At 72.4% G+C, this 22,717-nt stretch carries 17 protein-coding genes; 11 read left to right on the forward strand and 6 right to left on the reverse strand.

The window, feature by feature from the left end; genetic code table 11:
- The first annotated feature begins 100 nt into the window (after window positions 1-100).
- Entirely contained in the window at window positions 101-2,983 is a 2,883-nt protein-coding gene (locus tag ACIGXP_RS18900; RefSeq protein ID WP_399769615.1) for a lectin, read from the forward strand.
- A 125-nt stretch (window positions 2,984-3,108) separates the two neighbouring features.
- Window positions 3,109-4,227, forward strand: a complete 1,119-nt coding sequence (locus ACIGXP_RS18905) for a PP2C family protein-serine/threonine phosphatase (protein WP_399769869.1) — start codon at window positions 3,109-3,111, stop codon at window positions 4,225-4,227.
- 12 nt (window positions 4,228-4,239) lie between these two features.
- Here ACIGXP_RS18905 and ACIGXP_RS18910 read toward each other — a convergent pair whose 3' ends face one another.
- Complete coding sequence (locus ACIGXP_RS18910; protein WP_363218808.1) at window positions 4,240-5,055, reverse strand: maleylpyruvate isomerase family mycothiol-dependent enzyme; 816 nt, start codon at window positions 5,053-5,055, stop codon at window positions 4,240-4,242.
- Window positions 5,056-5,142: 87 nt separating this feature from the next.
- Entirely contained in the window at window positions 5,143-7,599 is a 2,457-nt protein-coding gene (locus ACIGXP_RS18915) for a SpoIIE family protein phosphatase (protein WP_399769618.1), read from the reverse strand.
- 166 nt (window positions 7,600-7,765) lie between these two features.
- Between ACIGXP_RS18915 and ACIGXP_RS18920 the strand changes: the two genes are divergently transcribed.
- Window positions 7,766-9,829, forward strand: a complete 2,064-nt coding sequence (locus tag ACIGXP_RS18920; RefSeq protein ID WP_399769620.1) for a SpoIIE family protein phosphatase — start codon at window positions 7,766-7,768, stop codon at window positions 9,827-9,829.
- Between the two features lie 91 nt (window positions 9,830-9,920).
- On the opposite strand, the gene ACIGXP_RS18925 is transcribed toward ACIGXP_RS18920, so the two are convergent.
- Window positions 9,921-10,532 carry a TetR/AcrR family transcriptional regulator gene (locus ACIGXP_RS18925; RefSeq protein ID WP_399769622.1) on the reverse strand — a complete coding sequence of 204 codons (612 nt, stop codon included), beginning with the start codon at window positions 10,530-10,532 and terminating at the stop codon, window positions 9,921-9,923.
- Window positions 10,533-10,628: 96 nt separating this feature from the next.
- Between ACIGXP_RS18925 and ACIGXP_RS18930 the strand changes: the two genes are divergently transcribed.
- Both ACIGXP_RS18930 and ACIGXP_RS18935 read left to right on the forward strand, forming a co-directional pair.
- Window positions 10,629-11,420, forward strand: a complete 792-nt coding sequence (locus ACIGXP_RS18930) for an SDR family NAD(P)-dependent oxidoreductase (protein WP_399769624.1) — start codon at window positions 10,629-10,631, stop codon at window positions 11,418-11,420.
- Between the two features lie 410 nt (window positions 11,421-11,830).
- On the forward strand, window positions 11,831-12,598 hold the full coding sequence (locus tag ACIGXP_RS18935) for a GNAT family N-acetyltransferase (protein WP_399769626.1): 768 nt from the start codon (window positions 11,831-11,833) through the stop codon (window positions 12,596-12,598).
- A 40-nt stretch (window positions 12,599-12,638) separates the two neighbouring features.
- Here ACIGXP_RS18935 and ACIGXP_RS18940 read toward each other — a convergent pair whose 3' ends face one another.
- Window positions 12,639-13,487, reverse strand: coding sequence for an alpha/beta fold hydrolase (locus ACIGXP_RS18940; RefSeq protein ID WP_399769628.1), 849 nt, complete (start codon window positions 13,485-13,487; stop codon window positions 12,639-12,641).
- Window positions 13,488-13,611: 124 nt separating this feature from the next.
- Between ACIGXP_RS18940 and ACIGXP_RS18945 the strand changes: the two genes are divergently transcribed.
- Window positions 13,612-14,211 carry a TetR/AcrR family transcriptional regulator gene (locus tag ACIGXP_RS18945; RefSeq protein ID WP_399769630.1) on the forward strand — a complete coding sequence of 200 codons (600 nt, stop codon included), beginning with the start codon at window positions 13,612-13,614 and terminating at the stop codon, window positions 14,209-14,211.
- A 14-nt stretch (window positions 14,212-14,225) separates the two neighbouring features.
- Here the strand turns inward: ACIGXP_RS18945 and ACIGXP_RS18950 are convergent, their stop codons facing one another.
- Both ACIGXP_RS18950 and ACIGXP_RS18955 read right to left on the reverse strand, forming a co-directional pair.
- Complete coding sequence (locus ACIGXP_RS18950) at window positions 14,226-14,852, reverse strand: DinB family protein (protein ID WP_399769632.1); 627 nt, start codon at window positions 14,850-14,852, stop codon at window positions 14,226-14,228.
- Window positions 14,853-15,115: 263 nt separating this feature from the next.
- Window positions 15,116-15,826, reverse strand: a complete 711-nt coding sequence (locus ACIGXP_RS18955; protein WP_399769634.1) for a GPR1/FUN34/YaaH family transporter — start codon at window positions 15,824-15,826, stop codon at window positions 15,116-15,118.
- 253 nt (window positions 15,827-16,079) lie between these two features.
- Between ACIGXP_RS18955 and ACIGXP_RS18960 the strand changes: the two genes are divergently transcribed.
- From ACIGXP_RS18960 to ACIGXP_RS18980, 5 genes are all read left to right on the forward strand, one after another.
- A complete protein-coding gene (locus ACIGXP_RS18960) occupies window positions 16,080-16,853 on the forward strand; it encodes a polysaccharide deacetylase family protein (RefSeq protein ID WP_399769636.1) in 774 nt (257 codons plus the stop codon).
- A 147-nt stretch (window positions 16,854-17,000) separates the two neighbouring features.
- Window positions 17,001-18,209: an EfeM/EfeO family lipoprotein gene (locus ACIGXP_RS18965; protein WP_399769638.1), complete on the forward strand. Its 1,209-nt coding sequence runs from the start codon at window positions 17,001-17,003 to the stop codon at window positions 18,207-18,209.
- Window positions 18,206-19,453, forward strand: a complete 1,248-nt coding sequence (gene efeB / locus ACIGXP_RS18970) for an iron uptake transporter deferrochelatase/peroxidase subunit (protein ID WP_399769639.1) — start codon at window positions 18,206-18,208, stop codon at window positions 19,451-19,453. The genes ACIGXP_RS18965 and efeB overlap by 4 nt, the downstream gene beginning before the upstream one ends.
- Before the next feature lie 176 nt (window positions 19,454-19,629).
- Complete coding sequence (locus ACIGXP_RS18975; protein ID WP_399769641.1) at window positions 19,630-21,453, forward strand: phospholipase C; 1,824 nt, start codon at window positions 19,630-19,632, stop codon at window positions 21,451-21,453.
- A 112-nt stretch (window positions 21,454-21,565) separates the two neighbouring features.
- Complete coding sequence (locus ACIGXP_RS18980) at window positions 21,566-22,576, forward strand: hypothetical protein (protein WP_399769643.1); 1,011 nt, start codon at window positions 21,566-21,568, stop codon at window positions 22,574-22,576.
- Window positions 22,577-22,717 lie beyond the last annotated feature (141 nt).

Here is a 22,717-nt window from a genome sequence, read left to right on the forward strand (position 1 = left end):
TCACGTCAGACCAACGGCTGGTTCTGCACCGCATGGCCTTGACAGCAGGAGCCACAGGGACCACTTTGCGGGACAACGTTGTCGAAGGGACATGGTCACGATGGTGCCGTTCCGCCTCCTGCCCGTGCTCACCGCCGGCGCCTTGATCGCCGGTGCCGCCTACGCCCCCGCACAAGCCCACCCCTCCTCCCTCGCGCCGGTCTCCGACCCGGCCTCCCTCGTGAACCCCTTCATCGGGACCACACACGCCGCAGACGACTTCCCGGGGGCCGACACCCCGTTCGGGATGGTCCAGTGGAGCCCCGACACCAGCCCGCACCGCCCGGACGGCGGCGGCTACGAGTACGCCGACTCCGCCATCACCGGATTCGGCCTGACCCATATCGCGGGACCGGGCTGCCGGGCCGCCGGTGACATCCCGGTGCTGCCGACCGTCGGCACGGTGGACACGGGCGCCACGGTCGGCTTCTCGCACGCCGCCGAGTCCGCCACACCCGGTTCGTACACGGTCTCCCTGGACAACGGCGTCACGACGGAACTGACCGCCACCACCCGCAGCGGAATGGCCCGGTTCACCTTCCCGGCCACCACGCGGGCGAACCTCCTGTTCAAACTGACGGGCAGCGAGAACGGCGACACCGCCGCGCAGTTCGACGTGGTCAACGACAGAGAGGTGCGGGGGAAGGTCACCAGCGGCAACTTCTGCGGTGAGGGCAATTCCTACACCGTCTACTACGACATGGTCTTCGACCAGCCGTTCCGCCACAGCGGCACCGCGCTGGCCGCCGCCACGCCCACCACCCCCACGACCATTGCCTCCCCCAGCGCACCCGAGGCGCCCAACAAGCCGGTGCTGCACGGCCCCGTGGGCCGTACGCCGCACACCTTCGCTCCCGGGGCGAGCGGCTCCGACGGCTATGTCACGTTCGACACCACCACCCACCGGGTGGTTCAGGCCAAGGTCGGCATCTCGTACGTGTCGGCCGCAGGCGCGGCGGGCAACCGCCGGGCGGAGAACCCGGGCTGGGACCTGGCCAAGGTCCGCGGCGCGGCGCACAGCGCCTGGAAGTCCCTCCTCGGCCGGGTGCGGATCGCCGGCGGGACACCCGCTCAGCAGACCGTCTTCTACACGGCGCTGTACCACGCGCTGCTGCATCCGAACGTGATCAGTGACACCAACCGCCGCTATCCCGGCTTCGACGGCAGGATCCACACCGTCGACCCGGGCCATGGCGCCGCCTACGCCAACTACTCGGGCTGGGACGTCTACCGCTCGCAGGCCCAGCTGGAGGCGCTCGTCGCGCCCCGGATCGCCTCCGACACCGCCCAGTCGATGGTCGATGACTACCGTCAGACCGGCCTGTTCCCCAAGTGGTCGGAGAACAACGGCGAGACCCACGTCATGGTGGGCGATCCGGCGGACGAGATCATCGCCGACTACTACGCCTTCGGGGCCCGCGGCTTCGACACGGCCACCGCCCTCAAGGGCATGATCGCGGAGGCAACCGTCCCCAACGACAACCGGCCCGGCCTCACCTATCTGGAGCAGTTGGGCTGGCTGCCCAGCAACGGCAAGTACGGCTGCTGCAACTTCTACGGCGCGGCCGCCACCACCCTCGAGTACAACTCTGCGGACTTCGCCGTCTCGGCCCTCGCCGGCGCCCTCGGCCACACCGCCGATCAGCAGCGGTTCGCGGACCGGGCGCAGGACTGGCAGAACCTGTTCCACCACGGCAGCGGTTTCATCCAGCCGCGCGACGCCTCGGGCACATGGACGGCGGGCTTCTCGCCGGCCTCGGGCCGGAACTTCGTCGAGGGCGACTCCTGGCAGTACACACCGATGGTGCCGTTCAACCTGCACGGACTGGCGACCGCCCTGGGCGGTGACGCGGCCATGGCCAGGTACCTGGACACGGACCTGTCCTCGCTGACCGGCGCCGGCGGATACACCGATCTGGGCAATGAGCCGAGCCTGAACATTCCCTGGGAGTACGACTACATCGGCCGCCCCTACCAGACGCAGAAGGTCGTCCGGCAGATCCAGGACCAGATCTGGACCGCCGGCCCGGCCGGACTCGCGGGCAACGACGACCTCGGCGAGATGAGCTCGTGGTACGTGTGGTCCGCCCTCGGCATGTATCCCGAGACCCCCGGCACCGCCGATCTGGCGCTGGGCAGCCCGCTCTTCCCCCAGGCGCTGATCACCCTCCCGTCCGGACACACCCTCACGATCAACGGCAACGGTGCGGCGGACGACGCCCCGTACGTCCAGTCGGCCACGTGGAACGGCACGCCCTGGAACGCGGCACACGCGCCCGACGGCGCCCTGACCGGCGGCGGCACCCTCACCTACGTACTCGGCACCTCGCCCAACACGTCCTGGGCGTCGGACGCCTCGGCCGCCCCGCGCTCCTACCCGGGCGCACCCGCCTACAGCGACGTCGGGACGTCCGGTGACACCGCCGCGGCCTCGGCGAACTTCGACGGCGCGGGCTACAGCTACTCCGCGCACGCTCTGGCCACCGCGGGAATCAGCCCCGGCTCGAAGGTCACGGTCGACGCGGTCGGCTTCACCTGGCCCGACGTGGTGCCCGGCGCAAGGGACAACTACGAGGCGAACGGTCAGACGGTACGGACGCCGGGCTCGGGCAGCATCTCCTTCCTGGGTGCCGCCAACAACGGTCCGGCCTCCGGCACGGCGACCGTCACCTACACGGACGGCACGACCCAGTCGGTCACCGTCGGTCTGTCCGACTGGACGCTGAACGGGGGCGCCGCCTCACCGCTCGCCGACAACACCGTCGCGGTGACCCTGCCGTACCGCAACCACGCGGGCACCGCCTCCGACAGCACACGGACATATGTGTTCGCCACGGCGCCCGTGGCGCTGAGTCCGGGCAAGACGGTCAGCAGTGTGCGCCTGCCGTCCGATGTCGCCGCCGGGGGTCTGCACATCTTTGCGATCGGCTTCGGCAGCGGCTGAGCCTGTGCGGGGGCCGGTGCCGGAACATGCCGTTGAGTGGAGCAATCCCGGGGTACGGGGGCACCGCGCACCAGGCTGGTCGGGTGACGCACCGACGGACCGGCCGGGAGCCGGAGGACGGCTCGATGCCCCGGCCCCGGCTGCCGGCGCCTCCGGCGTGGCTGCGCTGGCTTCCGCTCCTGTACGTCGCGGCCGTCCTGCTGCTGGAGCCCGCCACGCCCGTGGACTGGCCGGTGAGTTTCGTGCTGATCGCCGTGCCCCTGGTGACCGCGTTCGCGCACGGCCCCGTGCTCGTCGGCGCCGCCACGGTGTTCGCCGTGGGCCTCGAAGCGGTACTGGCCGGCACCCCGTGCTGTGCGGGCCGGTCCGTCGGCTATCTGTGGGACCGTCACTATGTCGCGTCCTACATCTGTACGACCCTGGTGGGCGGCCTCGGCGTGATCGTGGCCGCCCACCGGATCCGGCGCGAACGCACCCTGGCCGACGTGCGGTACGTGGCCGAGATCGCGCAGCGCGTCCTGCTGCGGCCCGTGCCGCACCGGATCGGCCACCTCCGGCTGGAGAGCCTCTACCTCTCCGCGGCCGCGGAGGCCCGCATCGGCGGCGACCTGTACGAGGCCGTCCCCACCCGGTTCGGGGTCCGCCTCGTCATCGGCGACGTCCGTGGCAAGGGACTGCTCGCGGTCGAGACCGCCGCCGCTCTGCTCGGGGCGTTCCGCGAGGCGGCGTACGACGAACCGGAGCTGCCCGCTCTGGCCGGCCGCGTGGACACGAGCATGAGCCGCCGGGCGACGCAGCTCGGCGGAACGGAGACGAGCGAACGGTTCGTCACCGCTGTCTTCGCCGAGATCCCCGCCGACGGCCGGCTCGTCCGCATCGTCAACTGCGGCCACCCACCGCCCGTCTCCCTCAGGGCCGGCGAGGTGTGCGAGCTGGAGAGCGGGCGCCCGGCGCCGCCCCTGAACCTCGGCATGCTGGTCGAGGACCCGTTCCGCCTGGAGGTGTATCCCTTCCGGCCCGGCGACCAGCTGCTGCTGTACACGGACGGCGTCACGGAGACACGGGACGCGGCCGGCACCTTCTATCCACTGCTGCAGCGCCTGCGTTCCTGGGGCCCCCTCCCGCCGGGGGAACTGCTCGCACGGCTCCACGACGACCTGCTGGACTACAGCCACAACGGCCTGCAGGACGACACCGCGGCTCTCGCGGTCTGCCTGCATCCCGAGGAGCCGCCGGCCGGGTGAGCGCCGCCGGTGTCAGAAGGCCGTGTGGGCGAACCAGTTGTCCAGGACCGCGGTCCGTCCCGAGAGCTGGAAGGCGGCGTCCTGAAACGACCGCCGTCCGTAGAGCAGGAGCAGCAGATCCGCCGCCTGCCCGTGCACCGCCGCCGTGGCCGTCCCGGCCTGTCCCGCCGCGTGATCTGCACGCGGCAGCAGGCGGAAGCCGTCCGGGTCCAGCCGCACCCGCCACTCCTCGCCCGCTGCCTCGCCGAGGTCCGTGCACCGGAACGCGAGGGTCTCGCCCTCGCCGCGCAGCTTCGTCACGCCGGGGGCGAAGAGACCCGCGTAGGGCAGGTTGACGAGGAACTCGTCCACGCCGTCCGCCGCGAGCACGGGGTCGAGGCCGGAGTCCAGGCCGACGGCACGCTCGGCGTCCACCCGGTGCACCAGGGTCTCGAAGAGCATCCGCCGGGCCCAGAACCGCGCGTGCCGGTCCTCGCCCCAGACCCACATCGGCGCCTCGGGATCGGTGTCCCGCAGGACGGCCGCCACCGCGGGCACCCCCGCGGCCACCCAGCCGGGATACTCCCGCGGGTTCTCCGGCAGCCCCAGCTCGACGTCGCGGCTGCGGGGAGGCTCCTGGACCAGCCGGGTCAGCAGGGTGCAGAACCAGCGCTGCAGCGCTCCGACGTGCTGGGTGAGGTCGGCCAGGGTCCAGTCGGGGCAGGAGGGCACGGCGGTTGCCGGGTCGGCGCCCCCGGCCACCTCGGCGAAGCGGAGGGTCTCGCGGGCGATGGCCTCACGGTAGGTGTCGTACGGCAGAGGATGCTCCGCCCGGCTGGTGGTTGTCATCGGCTGCCGCCGTCCTGTTCTGTCCTGAGCACGAAGTCGGTCAGCGACAGTCTGGATGCTGGAGTGCACTCCAAGGCAAATCCGGGGTCAGGGGATCTCCTGTTCGGCCCAGATGGCCTTTCCGTCGCCGGTGTACCGGGCGCCCCAGCGCTGGGTGAGCTGGGCCACCAGGAAGAGCCCGCGACCGCCTTCGTCCGTGATCCGGGCGTGCCTGAGACGGGGGGCCGTGCTGCTGGCGTCGGTGACCTCGCAGGTGAGGCGGGTGTCGCGGAGGAGCCGTAGCCGGATGGGCGGGGTGGCGTGGCGGATGGCGTTGGTGACGAGTTCGCTCACCACGAGTTCCGTCGTGATGGCCAGTTCCTCAAGGCCCCAGTCCGCGACCTGGCGGGTGGCCTGGGCGCGCAGGACGCCGACGGCGGCCGGGTCGGCGGGTACGTCCCAGGAGGCGACCCGGTCGGCGCCGAGGGCGTGGGTGCGGGTCAGGAGCAGGGCGATGTCGTCGGGCTGCGGCACCGGCACGAGCTGCCGCACGGCGGAGGTGCACAGCGCGTCGAGGTCCTCCCCGGTGTGCGCGAGCAGCGCCCCGAGCCGCGCCATGCCCCGCTCCACGTCGCGGTCGGGGCCCTCGATCAGACCGTTGGTGTACAGGCCGAAGAGGCTGTTCTCGGCCAGTTCGATCTCGGTGGCCTCGAAGGCCATGCCGCCCAGTCCGAGCGGGGGTCCGGCGGGGATCTCGGCGAAGCGGGCGGGTCCGCCCGGTGTCACGACGACGGGCGGCGGGTGTCCGGCCCGGGCCATCGCGCACCGCATGCTGACCGGGTCGTACACGGCGTAGACGCAGGTCGCGCCGATGAAGGTGCTGCGGGCGGCCGCACCGACGGCGGTCTCCTCGTCGCTGAGCCGCAGCACGAGGTCGTCGAGATGGGCGAGCAGTTCGTCAGGAGGCATCTCCATGGCGGCGAGGGTCTGCACCGCCGTGCGCAGCCGGCCCATGCTCGCCGCCGCGGTGATGCCGTGGCCCACCACGTCGCCGATGACGAGGCCCACCCGGGCGCCGGACAGCGGGATCACGTCGAACCAGTCGCCGCCGACACCGCCCGAGGGGTCGGCGGGCAGATAGGAGGAGGCCACCTCCAGGGCGGTGCCGCCCGTCACGGCGGGGGGCAGCAGGCTGCGCTGCAGGGTGAGCGCCGCCGCGTGCTCCCTGGTGTAGCGGCGGGCGTTGTCGACGCACACAGCCGCGCGGGCCACCAGCTCCCGGGCCAGCAGGACGTCGTCGGGCCCGAAGGAGACGGGGTTGAGCGACCGGGCGAACGTGGTGAGGCCGAGGGCGGTGTTCCGGGCCCGCATCGGCACGGCGATGAGCGAGTGCAGGCCCAACTCGCGTATGCGGTCCGCACGTTCGGGCTCCCGGGTGACCCACAGCTCGTCGGACGGTTCGAGGACGGGGATGAGCAGCGGCTCGCCCTCGGTGAGCAGGCTCCCGTCGTGGGGCGGCGGGAGGAAGTGGACCAGGTCGCCGACCCGTGCGACGGCCTCGGGGCAGCCCTCGCGCACCGACCGCAGTGCGGCGCGGCGCATCACCGGCCGGGCGGGCGCGGGTCCCGCGTCGGTCAGCCATGCTCCGTGGCCCTCGGTGCTGAGCACGGGTTCCAGCAGGTCGACGATGACGAAGTCCGCGAAGCGCGGGACGGCGAAGTCGGCGAGTTCCTGGGCGGTCCGCAGTACGTCGAGTGTCGTGCCGATGCTGGTGCCGGCTTCGTTGACCATGGTCAGCAGCTGGCGGGTGTTCCACCGCTCGGTGACGTCCTGGACCATGTAGCAGACTCCGGTGATGGTGTCGTCGGCGTCCACCAGGGGGAAGAACGAGGTCGAGTAGGCGTGCCGGCGGTGCGGGTCGGCCCAGCTCCAGCCCTGGTACTCGTAGTCGGTCACCGGCAGGCCCGTGGCGAGCACCTTGCGCATGAGGCTCTCCAGGGACTCCGCCTGGATCCCGGGCAGCAGCTCGCTCAGCCGCCGCCCGAGCCGCTCGTCCCGGGGGACGCCGCCGAACCGTTCCAGGGTGTCGTTGAGCCAGACGTACCGCAGCTCGGTGTCCATGACGGCCATGCCGATCGGTGCGCGGGTCAGGAACCCGTCCAGCACCGACTGGCCCATGGTCCACCGCTGCCGCTGTTCGCGGGCCGACACCAGGAAGCACTCGGTGTCGCCGAGGGGGAAGGACGCCGAGACCCGCAACTGAAGGTCGAGGGGGCGGCCGTCACGGTGCCGTACGGCGATCTGCCCGCTCCAGCCGTTTCCGGTGCTGCACCGTTCCACGATGCCGGCGAGCCGTGCGGGGTCCTCGGGCATGCCCAGCAGCCGCGCGGCGCTGACGCCCAGGACGTCCGGGGCCGCGTAGCCGAGTAGGGCTTCGGCGCTGCGGGTCCAGCCGAGCACCACGCCGTGTACGGAGATCACCGCGGCCGCGTCGGTCGACGCGTCGAAGAGATCACCCGGTTCCCCGGGTGAGGTCGCGGCGAAGTCCCCTCGCGGAGATTCCATCGATGACACCCATACACCACTATGAGCCAGTTCGGCCGGTGATGTGCAGGGGCCGGACGGTCCATGGCCCGCCGTCCGGTGGGGCCGGACCGGGGCGGTGGGACCATGGGAGTACCGGTCGTCAGCGCCTGCGCGCGCCCGCCCGGCCGGTGGAGGTGAAGCAGGCATGGCAGTGGACTCCTTCGAAACCGGCCATGACGAACAGCGCACCGGGCTGCCCCGGCCGACCGGGCTGCTGGACGTACTGAGCGTGGCGGCGGTGGCCCTGGACACCCGCGGCCGGATCGTCTTCTGGACCCCGCAGGCCGAGGACCTGTTCGGTTACTCCGCGGAGGAGGCCCTCGGCAAACACGCGGCGCGCCTGCTCATCCATCCGGAACATCTGCAGGCCGTGGTGAGTCTGTTCACCGAGGTGCTGGAGACCGGCCGGGGCTGGGCCGGCACCTTTCCCGTGCGGCACAAGGACGGCGGCAGCCGGCTGACGGAGTTCCGGACCATGCGGCTGCTGGACGACCTCGGGGACGTCTACGCGCTGGGCATCGCGGCCGACCACACCCTGCTCCAGCGCGTCGAGACGGATCTGGCGCTGTGCGAGCAGCTGATCAACCAGTCCCCGATCGGTCTGGCCCTCCTGGATCCCGAGCTGAAGTACCTCCTGGTCAATCCGGCGCTGGAGCGGATCGACGGCATTCCCGCCGAGGACCACATCGGCCGCCGTCTGCGCGAGACCCTGCCCTTCCCGGACGTCGACACCGTCGAGTCCGCGCTGCGCCAGGTTCTCACCACCGGTACGCCCTTGCTGGACCAGTACCACGTCGGCCGTCCGTCGGCCGATCCCGGCCACGAGCACGCCTGGTCGCTGTCCTTCTACCGGCTGGAGGATCCCGGCGGGCGGGTGCTGGGCGCGGCCGCCTCGGTCGTCGACGTCACCGAGCGGCACCGCGCGGCGGCCGAGGCCGACCGGGCGCGGCGGCGCCTGGCGCTCATCGCGGACGCCTCCGCGCGGGTCGGCACCGCGCTGGACGTCGAGCAGACGGCCCGTGAACTGGCCGAGATCGCCGCGCCCGCGCTGGCCGACGTGGTCGCCGTGGACGTCCTCGACTCCGCCCTGTCCTGCCGTATGCGCAGACGGGACAACGGCCCGGAGATCTTCCGGGCGCTGGCGCTGAAGGCGGCCCATCCCACGGTGGCGCTGCACGCCGCCGACTCTCCGGGCGACCTCGCCGCATACGAGGGCGACCGGCTGGTCACCCTGTGCGTCCACACCGGACGGCCGGTGCTGGTACGCCACGTCGGGCCGCAGGATCTGCCGCGCATCGCCCGGGATCCCGAGGCCGGTGCCCTGCTGGCGCGGGCCGGCGTCCACTCGTATCTCGCCGTGCCGCTGATCGCCCACGGCGAGGTGCTCGGAGCCCTCGATCTCAAGCGGACCCGTAATCCGGCGCCGTTCGACGAGGACGACGTCGTCCTGGCCGTCGAACTCGCCGGCCGGGCCGCCGTCGCGATCGACAACGCCCGCTGGTTCCAGAGCGTCCGCAACACCGCCCTCACCCTGCAGCGCAGTCTGCTGCCGGAGCACTCGGCGCACCACACGGGCCTGGAACTGGCCTCCCGCTACCAGCCCGCGCAGGCCACCAGCGAGGTCGGCGGCGACTGGTACGACGTCATCCCGCTGACCGGCGACAAGACCGCCCTGGTGGTGGGCGACGTCATGGGCAACGGGATCGACGCGGCGGCCACCATGGGCCGGCTGCGCACCGCGACCTGCGCCTATGCCGATCTCGACCTCGACCCGGGCGCCGTCCTCCAGCACCTGGACAAGATCACCTGCGATCTGGAGCACTACATCGTCACGTGCCTGTACGCGGCGTACGACCCCCGCACCGGGCGGTGCAGCGTCGCGAACGCCGGACACATGCCGCCCGCCCTCGCGCGTCCCGGCGCCGCGCCGAGGCTCCTCGACCTGCCGGCCGCGGCGCCGCTCGGGGTCGGCGGCGTACGGTTCGAGACGACCACCGTCGCGCTGCGGCCCGGCGATGTGCTGGTGCTGTACACCGACGGCCTCGTGGAGACCCGTCAGCACCCCATCGACGACCGGCTGAACGCGCTGCTGGACCTCCTCGGCGAGCCGGACAGGCCGTTGGAGGAGACCTGCGACGTCCTGCTGCACGGCCTGCGCCACCCCGATGACCACGACGACGTGGCCCTGCTCATCGCCCGGGCCCTGTAGACCCGGGCGGCGACTGCGCCGGCCGGGACGGCGCGTGTGCCGCCCCAATCGCCTTCAGCACCGGGTGAACAGCCGCTCGGGGACCGGCGTCCTACTGTGCCGCCGGCTGTCCTGAACCGGCCGGGAGCGATCGGTCGGCGGTCCCGCGGACCAGCAGCAGGAGGGCGTCGACCAGGTCGTCGGCGGGGCTGCCCGTGGCCAGACGCCGCAGCTGCAGGCCCATCACGAGGGCGACCGTCGTGGCGGCGAGGCGTTCCGCGTCCGGGACGCCGAGCGCGGTGAGGATCCGTGCGGCGAGCAGATCGTAGGCCCGGAACGCCTCGGCCGCCGCCTCCCTCAGGCGCTCGTCGCGTCCGGCGTGCAGATACAGCTCGAAGGGGGCGAGATGGGCGCTGTCCAGGGCCGAGCCGCAGGCCACCTGGCCGGCCAGGGACGCCGCGTCCTCGATGTCCAGGCCCTCCGTCTGGCACTGCTCGGCCAGCTCGGTGAAGTGCCGCGCCTCCTCGCGCACGAAGTGCAGCAGGCTCTCCCGCAGCAGCTCGTGCTGGGTCTCGAAGTGGTAGGTGACGGAACCGAGCGACACCCCGGCTTCCTTGGCGATCCGCCGGTTCGTGACCGCCGCGACTCCGTCCTCGCCGATGATCTGCAGGACGGCGGTGATGATGCGCTGGCGCGTCGGCGCGGTGGGGGCGGCATGCGGCATGCCGTGCATTCTTCCACCCCGTGTGACATGCCCCGGTGGACAGGGCCGCCCGGGCTCCCTATTGTTCGTTCGAACGAACAGGACTGGAGGGTAGTCGTGGACATTGCCGGGTCAACCGTTCTGCTCACCGGCGTCACCGGCGGCATCGGGGGCGCGCTCGCCGCCGAGTTGTCCACTCGCGGCGCCCGCCTCGTGCTCACCGGCCGGCGTTCCGAGGCGCTCGAACCCCTCGCCGAACGCTACGGCGCCCGGACCATTCCGGCCGATCTGGCCGACCCGGACGACGTGCGGCGGCTGGCGGAGGAGGCCGCCGGTACGGACATCCTGATCGCCAACGCGGCCCTGCCCTCCAGCGGCGACGTCCTCGACTACACCCCGGAGCAGATCGACCGCGCCCTCGCGGTGAACCTGCGCGCCCCCGCGGTGCTCGCCCGGCTGCTCGCGCCCGGCATGGTGGCCGCCGGACGCGGGCACATCTGCTTCGTCGGGTCGCTGTCCGGCATGGCGGCCACCAAGTACTCGTCCCTGTACAACGCGACGAAGTTCGGGCTGCGCGGCTTCTCACTGGCCTTCCGGCAGGATCTGCACGGCACGGGCGTCGGCGTCTCGATCGTCCAGCCGGGTTTCGTGCGCGAGCTGGGCATGTTCGCGAAGACCGGCTCGGCCACGCCCGGCGGCGTCCGCACCGTCTCCCCGGAGCGGGTCTGCAAAGGGGTGACGCGGGCGATCGAACGCGATGTCGCCGAGATCAACGTGGCGCCCGTCGAGCTGCGGTTCCTCACCAAGGTCGCGTCGCAGTTCCCGGGGTTCGCGGAGCGGGTGCAGCGGCTGGCGGGGGCGGAACCGACGCTGAACGCGATCGTGGCCGCCCAGCGATCGAGCCGCTGAGGATCAGCGCCGGCTCGCGGGGCGGCCGGGCAGCGGAGGCCGGCTGCCGTCGGCGCTCATGCTCATGCGGGCGCGGATCTTCATGTCGTCTCCGCACGTTGCCCGTTGGCCCGGGAGGCAGTTGTCATGTCCGCCCGTGCGTGGCAAGATCCTTCCCGTTCGACAGCACATCCGACCACTTTTCACGAAGGACTGAAGTCCATGGTTCCGGCGTCCATCAGCGGCCGCCGCCGATACTGAGCCGTCTGCCCCGCGGCAGCGTTCTCCCGGTATCTCCCGCATTCCCTCACGGCGGTCCGACGACGCGGTGTCCAGCACACCGCCCGCCTCCTCGCAGAGGCCGTTCCCCCATGCCCGGCCGCGCCCGGCTCACAACAGCCCGTGGCCGCCTTCACCGTGAGGTCTTCACCATGCGCACCGATGTCCAGCGCTTTGCCGTCGCCCATCTCCTGCGCCGCCCGGCGGCGCGTGAAGTCGGCGGTTTCGTCGTGGGGTTCGATCCCTCGACGACCAGTCCGTACATCAACTACGCCACGCCCTGCCCCGGCGCCGAGCCCACCGACCGGGACGTCGCCGATCTGATCACCGCGTTCCGCGAGCGCGGGCTGCGACCCCGCCTGGAGTTCGCCCCGGACGCCGCGCCCGCCGTCGAACCCGCGCTGCGCCGGGCCGGTTTCGGCACGGAGGCGGTGCACGAGTACCTGGTCTGCACTCCGGCCACGCTGGCCGTGCCCCGCTTCGGACACGGCCCGGCGGGCCCGGTCCATGTGGAGGCCCCGGCCACGGAGGCCGACTACACCGAGCTCGACATCGCGCTCGCCGAAGCCTTCGGCGGTGAGTGGGAGCCCTCCCCGGAAGGCGCGGCGCGGTTGCGGCGCACCGCGGAGGGCGGCGGAGCCGTCCGGTTCGTCCGTACGCCCGACGGCGGCTGCGCCGGCGGCGCCCTGTGCTCGGCGCCCGCAGAGGGCACCGCAGAACTGGCCGGCGTGGGCACCCTTCCCGCATACCGGGGCCGCGGCATCGCCGCCGCGGTCACCTCGGCCCTGGCCGAGACGATGTTCGGCCACGGAGCGCGGTCGGTGTGGCTCGAGTACTCCGGCGAGGGCTCCCGCCGCGTCTACGAGAGGGTCGGCTTCCGGCCCGGCGGCACCCGACTGTACGTCTCACTCGAAGGATGACGTCCGGCGGGGACGGGGCCCGTCCCCGCCGGCGACCGTGTCACCCCTCCCCGGGCAGAGGGTGGTCCTTGACGAAACGGCGGATCTCCTCCGTGAGGACGGCCGGATTGTCCAACTGGACCAGGGTGCGGGCGTCGGGGATCTCCACATAGCGGGCGTTCGGCAGCAGCCCGGCCAGTCGGCGGCCCGTGGCGGGCGGCATCATGCGGTCCTCGGCGCCCCAGGCGACCAGCGCCGGGCGGGTGAACCCCGGAAGGTTCCGGGCCGCTTCCAGGTAGCAGTCCTTCCGGGTCGTACGGCAGAACTTGCCGAAGTCCCGGCGGATGTGACGGCTCTTCAGGAGCGGGCCGTACCAGCGGGCGATGAGGTCCTTCGGCAGCCGCTTCTTCGCCATGCCGCCCAGTGAGGTCTGCATGCGGGCCAGGGCGGGGAAACGGAAGGACTGCAGGAGGAGGAAGAGACCGCCGGGCACCTTGCCGGCCGCGTACAGGATCCGGCCCTGGATGCCGGGCGGGTAGTTGTCCAGGGCCTCACAGGAGGTCAGTACGAGCCGGGCGATGCGCTCGTCGCGTACGCCGACGAGGAGTTGGGCCGTTCCGGTGTCGTTCTGGACGAGGGTGACGTCCCGCAGGTCCAGGCGGTCCATGAACTCGGCGAGCAGGCGGGCGATGCCGTGCGCGGACAGGTCCGCGTCCGGCCGCATCGGGCGCCGGTGGCTGCCGAGGGGCAGCACGGGGACCAGGACGCGGAAGTCGGGGCGCAGGGCGGGGACGACGTCGGCCCAGACCGAGTCGTCGAAGCCGAGGCCGTGGACGAGGAGCACGGCGGGGCCGTCGCCTCCGGTGTCCTGGTAGTCGATGGTGCCCGCGCTCAGCTCGATCTCCGGCATGCCCGTGCCTCCGCCCCGTCCGGCCGCTGCCACGACCGTCCCCGACTCTTGATAGATCGTTCTAGTGACAGAATAGACGCCGACCGTCCTTTGGCAACAGCGGCTGCCCCGGAGGTGCCACCCCATGAGCGACAGCAAGGCGATCAGCACCCACGAGACCCGGCAGCGGATCCTGAACGCCGGCACCGAGCTGTTCCGGCGCTCGGGCTACACCGGCACGGGGATGAAGCAGATCGCCGAGACCGCCGGTGCGCCCTTCGGCTCGATCTACCACTTCTTCCCCGGCGGCAAGGCCCAGCTGGGCGAGGAGGTGATCCGCACCTCGGGCGCCGTCTACCTGGGGCTCATCACCGCGCTGATGACGCCGTACGAGGACCGGGTCGCGGCCACCGCCGACGCCTTCGCCGCCGCGGCCGGTACGCTCGCCGAGCTGGACTTCGCCGACCCGTGCCCCATCGCGACGGTCGCGATGGAGGTCGCGAGCACCAACGAGACGCTACGGCAGGCCACTTCGGAGGTGTTCGACAGCTGGATCGAGCACCTGGCCGCGTACTACGCCCAGGGCGGGATCCCCGGGCCCGCCGCCCGGGAGACGGCAAGCTCGGTCATCGCCCTGCTGGAGGGCGCCTTCATGCTGGGCCGGGCCGCGCGCAGCACCGAACCGGTACGGGCCGCGGGCACGGCGGCCGCGGCGATCGTACGGGCGGCACTGGGCGGGGAGTGAGCCGGCCGTGGCCGTCAGGACGGACGGCCCGCTCGGTACAGATCGCGGAGCAGGGCGATCTCGGCTCCGTGGTGCAGCACTTCCTGGTTGACCCACCAGACGATGTCGAGGAAGGGTTCCTCCGGGTCGCTGCCGTAGGGGTAGGCGCAGTACCCGACCGTGTCCAGCGCCGCGTCGTCGGCGCCCAGCAGTGCCCGCCGCCAGTCGGCGGCGCCGGTCTCGAAGGCCGCGATCGCGTCGGCGGCGTCCCCGCTGACGGGATGGTTCTCCCGGGTCGCCGAGCGGCTGCCGGCGGTGTGGTCGGCGCGCAGGGACAGCATCTCGGAGAGGTGGCTCAGCCGCCAGGCGAGGGTGGTGACGGGCGGTGGCCAGGGGTGCGGGTACGGCGCGGCATCGCGACCCCAGGGGCCTGCGCCGGCCAGGCAGGCCGCTCGCGGTCCGGGCCCGTCCGTGCGTCGTCTGACCGTCCAGCAGCCCGGGACGGGTTGCCAGAAGTACTCGTCGTCGGTCAGCGGCTCGACCCTGGTCTCCGCGCCGTCGCCGCTGTCCATGACGGGCCCGGCCAGGCGGTGCAGCAGCCGCTCGCAGGCGAAGTCGAACTGGTCCAGCAGCGGAAGGAGCCGTGCCGGCGGTGTCGTCATCGAATGCTCCTGACAGAAGAGACCGCACCCCTGCCGAGCCGGCCGGCCCGCCGCGGTTCTCACAGCCCGCCACCCTGCCACAGCCGCCCCGGCCCCGCGCCTCCTTTTTCCACCGCCCGCCACCGGCCGCATCCCGTGCAACACCCGGCTGCCTGGAGCCGGTTGGGCCGATCACCACTTCGCCGTCGGACCAGGCCCGGTGGACGAACGCCCCCCACCAGCCAACCGTCAAGTCGGCCATGAGGTGGGCGCGGGACTCCCGCTCACAGCTGCCGCCGTACGCCGGCCTCCCGTTCCGCCTGGTCCAGCTGGTGGCCGAGGTCGCCCTGCAGCGACGTACGGGCGCGGCCCCGCCGGCCCAGCGGGAGGACGGTGCGCTGCGCCGTGTCCTCCAGCAGGAGGGCGAAGCCGCCGTACAGGGCGAAGGCCGCGAGGGCCACGCCGGTCCAGCCGGCGGCGGTGCGCAGCACGGCCGCTCCACCGGCCTGGTGGATGCCGGTCAGAACGAAACGGCAGGCTCCGATCAGCAGCAGCACGGAGAACAGCGGCTTGCCGGGGACCGCGGCGGCACTGAGCAGGAGCATGAGCGGGGCGATGCTCAGCAGGAACACGGCCAGCCCGGGGCTGAGCCGGCCCGGCGGCTCCGACAGGGTGACCAGCGCACTGCCCGCCCAGGCGCAGCCCAGCACGGACAGGCCACAGGCGGCGCCGCTGTCGTGGGCGAGGAACGCGAAGATCCCGGAGAGCATCTGCAGGGGCACCACGAACACCAGAATCAGCAGCATCAGCGGCCGGCTCTGGGCCAGGGGCACCCACGACAACTGCGCGGCGGTGAGCAGAATGCTTCCGGTGCCGAAGGCGAAGAAGCCGAGGGGGAGGCTGCTGGCCACCGGCCTGAGCATGATCCTCGTCAGTGCCTCGGGCCGTGGCGGCCCGCCGGCCGTGTCGTCCGACCGCGCTGCTGGTGACGGCATCCGGATCACCTCGTCCCTCGGACCTGGGCCGTAGTACTGCGGTGGTCGTAGACACGGGGTACCCCTTTGCGCCCGCAGTCCTCCCCCTTGAGCCCGCTCGGGCCACGGAACGGAGTGTTCTGTTGCGGAAACGCCCCGGAATTGTCCGTGATCTGTAACAGCCGGATCCCGTGCTCAACCCCGGCCGTCCTGACAGGTGCACAGAGACCAGGTGCACAACCACACAGGGATTCGGGACGGAACGGGGCGGGGCATGGCGCGGCATGGCGGACGGGGATGGCACGGCCGGGTGATCGCGGCGGCGCTCGGGGTCACGGCGGTGGCGGCGGCCGCATCGGTGTGGACCGCGCAGGCCGGACAGCCGGGCGGCGGCGCGCCGCGGCCGGGTGTCTCGTCCGGGCACACCGCGCCCAAGGCCGCGGCCGTGTCCGCCGACATCGCCCATGCCTCGGACGGGGGCGCGCACGCGGTCAACATCACCATCGACGACGGTCCGGACCCGAGGTGGACCCCGCAGGTGCTGCAACTGCTGCGCGCCAACGGTGTGAAGGCGACGTTCTGCATGGTCGGCCCGCAGGCCCAGGCGCATCCGGAGCTGGTCCGGCAGGTGGTGGCGGCGGGGCACCGGCTGTGCGACCACACGGTGTCCCACGACACGACGATGGACAAGAAGTCCGAGGCCTACCAGTCGCAGCAGGTCCTGGAGGCCGAGCGGCAGATCACCAAGGCGTCCGGCGGCGTCCGGCCGATGTACTACCGGGCTCCGGGGGGTGCCTTCACCCCGTACAGCCGGCAGCTGGCGGCCTCGCACGGCATGCGGCCGCTGGGGTGGAACGTGGACTCCAAGGACTTCGAGCGGCCGGGTGCCCAGGCCATCGTCGCCACCGTCCAGCGTGAGCTGTCCAACGGGCCGACGATCCTCTTCCACGACGCGGGCGGCGACCGCTCGCAGACCGTGGCCGCGCTGCGCACCCTGCTGCCGTGGCTGAAGCAGCAGGGCTACTCCTTCGGTTTCCCGGTCCGCTGAACGGGCCGCGGTGCATGGCTCCTGCAGGAGCCGTGCAGCGGTGAACCCCGGGGAAATTTTCGGCCATCGACGTCTGGGGACAGCTGTTCGGATCCGGACGGTGTCTACCATGAGGCCGCTGCGTACGTCGTCCCGGAAAGGCTCGCCATGCCGTTGCCTCGCCTCGGCACGCGGTCCGTCCGGCTCCGGACGGCCCCCGCCGTGTTCGTCGTCCTCGCCGTGGCCCTCGCGGGCGCGCTGTCGGCGGTCTCTCCGGGCGGGTCGCGGCACGGCCGGGCCGGCGGTGCCGCGTCGGGGCACATCGTCATCGACGTGTCGGAGAGCCGCTGCGGCCGGGGCTGGACCCGGCCCGAGCCCGGGGTGCGGACCTTCGACCTGCACAACTCCTCCGACGGCGCCGCCGAGGTGTACCTGGAGGACCCGGGCAGCCAGGTCGTGTACGGCGAGGTGGAGGGCATCGGCCCCGGTACCACACGGCAGTTGACCGTCCGGCTGGGCAAGGGGACGTACGCCTTCAAGTGCGTGCCCGACGACGCCGACGCCGTCACCGGGCCCAGCGTGCGCATCACCGCCGGGCAGCGCGGTCCGGGCGCCGCACCGGTCACGCAGCACGACCTGATCCCGCCCGCCCTCGGCTACCAGAAGTGGGTCGGCGGCGGCCTCGACGACACCGTACGGCTCACCACGAGGCTCAGGGACGCGATCGAGCGGGGCGATCTCGCCGCCGCCCGGTCGGCGTGGCTGCCTGCGCATCTGCAGTACGAGCGGCTGGGGGCGGCGTACGACGCCTTCGGGGACGCGGACACAGAGATCAACGGCACCGACGCGGGCCTGCCCGGCGGGGTGCACGACAAGGACTTCGCCGGGTTCCACCGCGTCGAGTACGGGCTGTGGCACGGTGAGTCGGCCGCCGGGCTGCGCGCCCCGGCGGCGGCGCTGGTGAAGGCGCTGACCGGGCTGCGGGACAGCTGGTCGCAGACCCGTATGGACCCCGCCCAGCTGGGTCTGCGCGCGCACGAGATCCTGGAGAACACCGTGCAGTTCGAGCTGACCGGCCGCACCGACTACGGCAGCGGCAGCAACCTCGCCACCGCCCGCGCCAACCTCGACGGCACACGCGAGGTGCTGTCCCGGCTGCGCCCGCTGCTCACCAGCCGGTACGCCGGTCTGCCGGGGCTCGACCAGGACCTGGAGCGAGCCCGGCACGCTCTCGACGGCTCCCGGCACGGCGACCGCTGGACCCCGCTCGGCGGTCTGAGCCGCGCCCGGCGGGAACAGATCGACGCGGTCCTCGGTGACCTGGTGGAGCGGCTGGCGTCGGTGGCCACCCTGTGCGACCCGCGGAGGACCGTATGAACGGCCGTCCGAGCGACCGGGTGAGGGATGCCGGACGATCCGACGGCCTCGGCCGGCGCCGCTTCCTGCGCGGCGCCGCCGTCGCCGGGGCCGGCCTCGCCACCAGCGCCGCCGCCCCGGTCAGCACGGCCGGCACCGGCCCCGCGATCGCTCCCTTCCACGGCGTCCACCAGGCGTCGATCCTCGCGGCCCCGCGCCGGACCTGCGTGTTCGCCTCCCTCGACGTGACCGCCGGGAGCCGGGCGGAACTCACCGACCTGCTGCGCACGCTCACCGACCGGGCCCGTTTCCTCACCTCGGGCGGGACGCCCTCCCCGGCCGGCATCACCGCTCCGCCCGCCGACTCGGGCGTCCTCGGCGACCCGCTGCCCTCCGGTCAACTGGCCGTCACTGTCGGCGTCGGCGCCTCGCTCTTCGACGACCGGTTCGGGCTGGCCGCTCGCAGGCCCCGGCGGCTGACCGCCATGCCCGCCTTCCCCGACGACGACCTGCAGACCGACTGGTGCCACGGCGACCTCAGCCTCCAACTGCACGCCGACGAGCCGGACATCACCCTGCACGCGCTGCGTGACATCGCCCGGCACACCCGGGGCGGGATGCAGGTCCGCTGGCGGCTGGACGGCTTCTCCAGCCCGCCCCGGCCGTCGGGCACCCCACGCAACCTGATGGGCTTCAAGGACGGCACCGCCAACCCGGATGCGTCGAGCGCCCGCGAGATGGACCAGCTGGTGTGGGTGGGCAAGGGCGTGGGCGAGCCGGACTGGGCGGTCGGCGGCAGCTACCAGGTCGTACGGCTGATCCGGATGCTGGTGGAGTTCTGGGACCGGGTCTCGCTCAGCGAGCAGGAGCGGATGTTCGGCCGCTCCCGCTCCTCCGGTGCGCCGCTGGACGGCGACCACGAGCACGACACGCCGAAGTACGCCGACGACCCCAAGGGTGACGTCATCCCGCTGGACGCGCACATACGCCTGGCCAATCCGCGCACGCCCGGCACCGCCGGCCAACGCCCGCTGCGCCGCGCCTACAACTACGACCGGGGCATGGACGCCAACGGCAACCTCGACATGGGCCTGCTCTTCTCCTGCTACCAGCAGGACCTGAAGCGGCAGTTCGAGACCGTGCAGCACCGGCTGGCGGGCGAGCCGCTCACGGACTACATCAGCCCCTTCGGCGGCGGCTACTTCTTCGCGCTGCCCGGGGTACGGGACGCCTCGGACTGGTACGGGCGTGCGCTGTTGGGCTGAACCTGTCCGGACAACTCGGCGGCCGACCGGGTCAACACACAGTCAAGTTTTGCCCCAACATCCCTGACTCGGTGTTCACCCACAGGTCATCATGGCTCAGCCGACGCGCCCCGCAACGGGCGCAGCATCCGTGCCCGTACGACGCAGAAACGTTAAGTCCGGAGGGGAAGTCCACCATGGCCAGCAGAGGAACACGAGCCGCGCTGCGCACTCTGGGCGCGCTCGCGGGAGCCGCCGCGCTCACCGCGCTCGGCAGCAATGCGCCCGGCTGGGCGGCCGTGTCCGCAAGCCAGGTCTCGACCGCAACACCGATCAAGCACGTCGTCGTGCTCTTCGACGAGAACATCTCCTTCGACCACTACTTCGCCACGTATCCGAAGGCCGCCAACACCGACGGCACGAAGTTCCACCCGGCGAAGAACACCCCGAAGAACATCGACACCCTCGCGCACGCCGGACTGCTCGAGCACAACCCGAACCAGTACGCGCCCAAGCGGCTGTCCCCGTCCCAGGCGATGACCTGCGACCAGAACCATTCCTACGGCCCCGAGCAGTACGCCTACAACGGCGGCAGGGCCGACCAGTTCGTGCAGAACACCGAGGTCGACAAGTGCAGCGGTGGCCTGTTCGGCGAACCCGGCCTGGCGATGGACTACTACGACGGCAACACCGTCACCGCACTGTGGAACTACGCCCAGCACTACTCCCTGAGCGACCGCTCCTACAGCTCGAACTACGGCCCGTCCACGCCCGGCGCCCTGAACCTCGTCTCCGGCAACACGCACGGTGTCATCTCCGTCGACCCGGTCACCGGCAAGCAGACGGCGAAGCCGGACCCGTACGCGGTCCAGTCGCCCGACGCCAAGGGGGTCGGCACGATGATCAACGACCCCGACCCGGCCTGGGACGACTGCTCCGGCAAGGACCACACCAGCAGCAACGCGCTGGCGTCGATGCAGGGCAAGAACATCGGTGACCTCCTCAACGCCAGGAAGGTGACCTGGGGCTGGTTCCAGGGCGGCTTCCGTCCCTCGACCGCATGGAACGGCACATCCGGCTCGTACGCCAAGTGCGACACCACGCACACCAACCTGGGCGGCGCGTCCGTGGTCGACTACAGTCCGCACCACAACCCGTTCGCGTACTACAAGTCGACGGCGAACCCGCACCACCTGCCGCCGAAGAGCGTCTCGGAGATCGGCCACAACGGCCAGGCCAACCACAACTACGACCTGACCGACTTCTCCGCCGCGCTGAAGGCGGGCAAGCTGCCGGCCGTCAGCTTCGTCAAGGCCGGGGCGTACCAGGACGGCCACGCCGGCTACTCCGACCCGGTCGACGAACAGCACTTCCTGGTACAGCAGATCAACGCGATCCAGAGCTCGCCGCAGTGGAAGTCCACCGCGGTCGTGGTCGCCTACGACGACTCCGACGGCTGGTACGACCACGCCTACGTCACTCCGAGGAACGGTTCGACGGACACCTCGCTCGGCTCCAACGGCAAGGCCACCGACAGCCCGGCCTGCCAGAAGGGCCCGAAGGCGGCCGGCGGTTACGCGGACCGCTGCGGCCCCGGCACCCGCCAGCCGCTGCTCGTCATCTCGCCGTACAGCAAGGTGAACAAGGTCGACCACGCCCTGACGAACCAGGCGTCCATCACCCGGTTCATCGAGGACAACTGGAGCACCGGCCGGATCGGGGACCACTCCTTCGACGCCACGGCCGGCTCGCTGGCGGGCATGTTCGACTTCCGGCACCCGAACAACAAGCAGGTGCTGCTGAACTCCGACGGCTCCGTGCGGCACGTCGGCCCGGTCCGGCACATCGCCCCGGTCCTCACCAGCATCACCCCGGGTCCGGCGATGCAGAACACGGCCGCATCGACCGACGCCTCCGGCTTCCCGGTCCTGCCGGTCGGCCTCGGCGTGGGCGCGCTGCTGGCCGCGGGTGCGACCGGCACGTACCTGACGCTGCGCCGCAGGCAGCACGGCACCGTCTGAGCCCGTACCACCCCAGGTGACCGCGCCCCCGGACGGCCTCGGGGGCGCGGTCGGCGGTGCGTTCGGTGCTCGCGGTCGCCGAACGCGGATCGCGCGCCGGACACTGGGCCGTATGACCCATGCGTGTGCGCCCGGCGCTCCCCCGCCCGGCCGGCGTGCCGTGCTCGGTGCCCTGGCCGGTGTCGCGCTCGGCGTGGCGGGTTGCTCCAGCAGCAGCGCTCCGGCCGAGCGCCCGCCCCAGGGGTCCGCGTCGCCGACCAGGCCGGCGTCCTCCTCCCCGGCGTCGCCCTCTTCCGGTCTGCCCCGCACCACGCCCTGGCGGCCCGGGTCCGCCGAGGTCCAGCCTGCGGCGAAGCAGCGTGCCGTGCAGCTGGTGGAGGCGATCGGGGCGTGGGGCGACGGGCACGGCGGAGTCCCGGCGGCACGCGCGCGGGTCGCGGCGCTCGGGCTGCCGGGGGACCTCGTGGGGCAGGCCCGGCCGCTGCTGCCGACGGCCGACCAGGCGGCGCTGCAGGTCGTGGACGCGCAGTACGGCGGGATCCTGTCCCGGTCGGCCAGCGTGCTGGTGGTGTGCCGGCAGTGGACCCGGCGTGGTGGCACGGTGGGCGCCGGCGGGACGACCGTCGACGTACGCCTGTCCCGGTCGGGGCACGGCTGGACGGTCGACGCCCTGCATCCGGCGCACCCCGGACCGGCCGCACGGTCGCTCGCACCGGAGGTGATGGGTGTGCTGTCCGACGACCGGATCGTGCTGCCGCCCGCCGCCGCGGCGGACCTGCGCAGCGGTCAGGTGCACACCAGTGTGGCCCGGGCGATGCGCGCGCTGGCGCGGGGGTACCGGCTGGAGGTGAGCGTCGTGCGCTCCGGGCATCCGCTGAACGTGTTCGGCACCGGCCGGCCCAGCGACCATCCGCGCGGCCGTACCTTCGACGTATGGCGGATCGACGGTCACGCGGTCGTCGGCCCGGCGACGCCTCGCGGTCTGATCGAGCGGTTCATGCGGGACGCGGCGGCCGCAGGGTCGTACAACGTGGGCGGTCCCTTGCTGCCGGGCGGCGCAGCCGGTCGGTTCTTCAGCGATCCGACGCACCACGACCACGTGCACATCGGGTTCCGTACCTGACCCCGTCACCCGGACGGCCGCGGCCGCGGTGCCTCGCCGCCCCGGAAGCGGCCCCGCCACCGCCGCCCTTCCGGCCCGTCGTGGGGTTGCGGGGCGCGGGCAGGCGCCGGAACGCTGGAACGGGCACGCCTTCGGGAGGTC

The organism is Streptomyces sp. NPDC053069 (assembly GCF_044546895.1).
Lineage (GTDB): Bacteria > Actinomycetota > Actinomycetes > Streptomycetales > Streptomycetaceae > Streptomyces.

Coding starts and splice junctions, on each gene's coding strand:
- ACIGXP_RS18900 (WP_399769615.1), top strand. CDS start 101: ATGGTGCCGTTCCGCCTCCTGCCCGTGCTCACCGCCGGCGCCTTGATC.
- ACIGXP_RS18905 (WP_399769869.1), top strand. CDS start 3,109: ATGCCCCGGCCCCGGCTGCCGGCGCCTCCGGCGTGGCTGCGCTGGCTT.
- ACIGXP_RS18910 (WP_363218808.1), bottom strand. CDS start 5,055: ATGACAACCACCAGCCGGGCGGAGCATCCTCTGCCGTACGACACCTAC.
- ACIGXP_RS18915 (WP_399769618.1), bottom strand. CDS start 7,599: ATGGAATCTCCGCGAGGGGACTTCGCCGCGACCTCACCCGGGGAACCG.
- ACIGXP_RS18920 (WP_399769620.1), top strand. CDS start 7,766: ATGGCAGTGGACTCCTTCGAAACCGGCCATGACGAACAGCGCACCGGG.
- ACIGXP_RS18925 (WP_399769622.1), bottom strand. CDS start 10,532: ATGCCGCATGCCGCCCCCACCGCGCCGACGCGCCAGCGCATCATCACC.
- ACIGXP_RS18935 (WP_399769626.1), top strand. CDS start 11,831: ATGCGCACCGATGTCCAGCGCTTTGCCGTCGCCCATCTCCTGCGCCGC.
- ACIGXP_RS18940 (WP_399769628.1), bottom strand. CDS start 13,487: ATGCCGGAGATCGAGCTGAGCGCGGGCACCATCGACTACCAGGACACC.
- ACIGXP_RS18945 (WP_399769630.1), top strand. CDS start 13,612: ATGAGCGACAGCAAGGCGATCAGCACCCACGAGACCCGGCAGCGGATC.
- ACIGXP_RS18950 (WP_399769632.1), bottom strand. CDS start 14,852: ATGACGACACCGCCGGCACGGCTCCTTCCGCTGCTGGACCAGTTCGAC.
- ACIGXP_RS18955 (WP_399769634.1), bottom strand. CDS start 15,826: ATGCCGTCACCAGCAGCGCGGTCGGACGACACGGCCGGCGGGCCGCCA.
- ACIGXP_RS18960 (WP_399769636.1), top strand. CDS start 16,080: ATGGCGCGGCATGGCGGACGGGGATGGCACGGCCGGGTGATCGCGGCG.
- ACIGXP_RS18965 (WP_399769638.1), top strand. CDS start 17,001: ATGCCGTTGCCTCGCCTCGGCACGCGGTCCGTCCGGCTCCGGACGGCC.
- efeB (WP_399769639.1), top strand. CDS start 18,206: ATGAACGGCCGTCCGAGCGACCGGGTGAGGGATGCCGGACGATCCGAC.
- ACIGXP_RS18975 (WP_399769641.1), top strand. CDS start 19,630: ATGGCCAGCAGAGGAACACGAGCCGCGCTGCGCACTCTGGGCGCGCTC.
- ACIGXP_RS18980 (WP_399769643.1), top strand. CDS start 21,566: ATGACCCATGCGTGTGCGCCCGGCGCTCCCCCGCCCGGCCGGCGTGCC.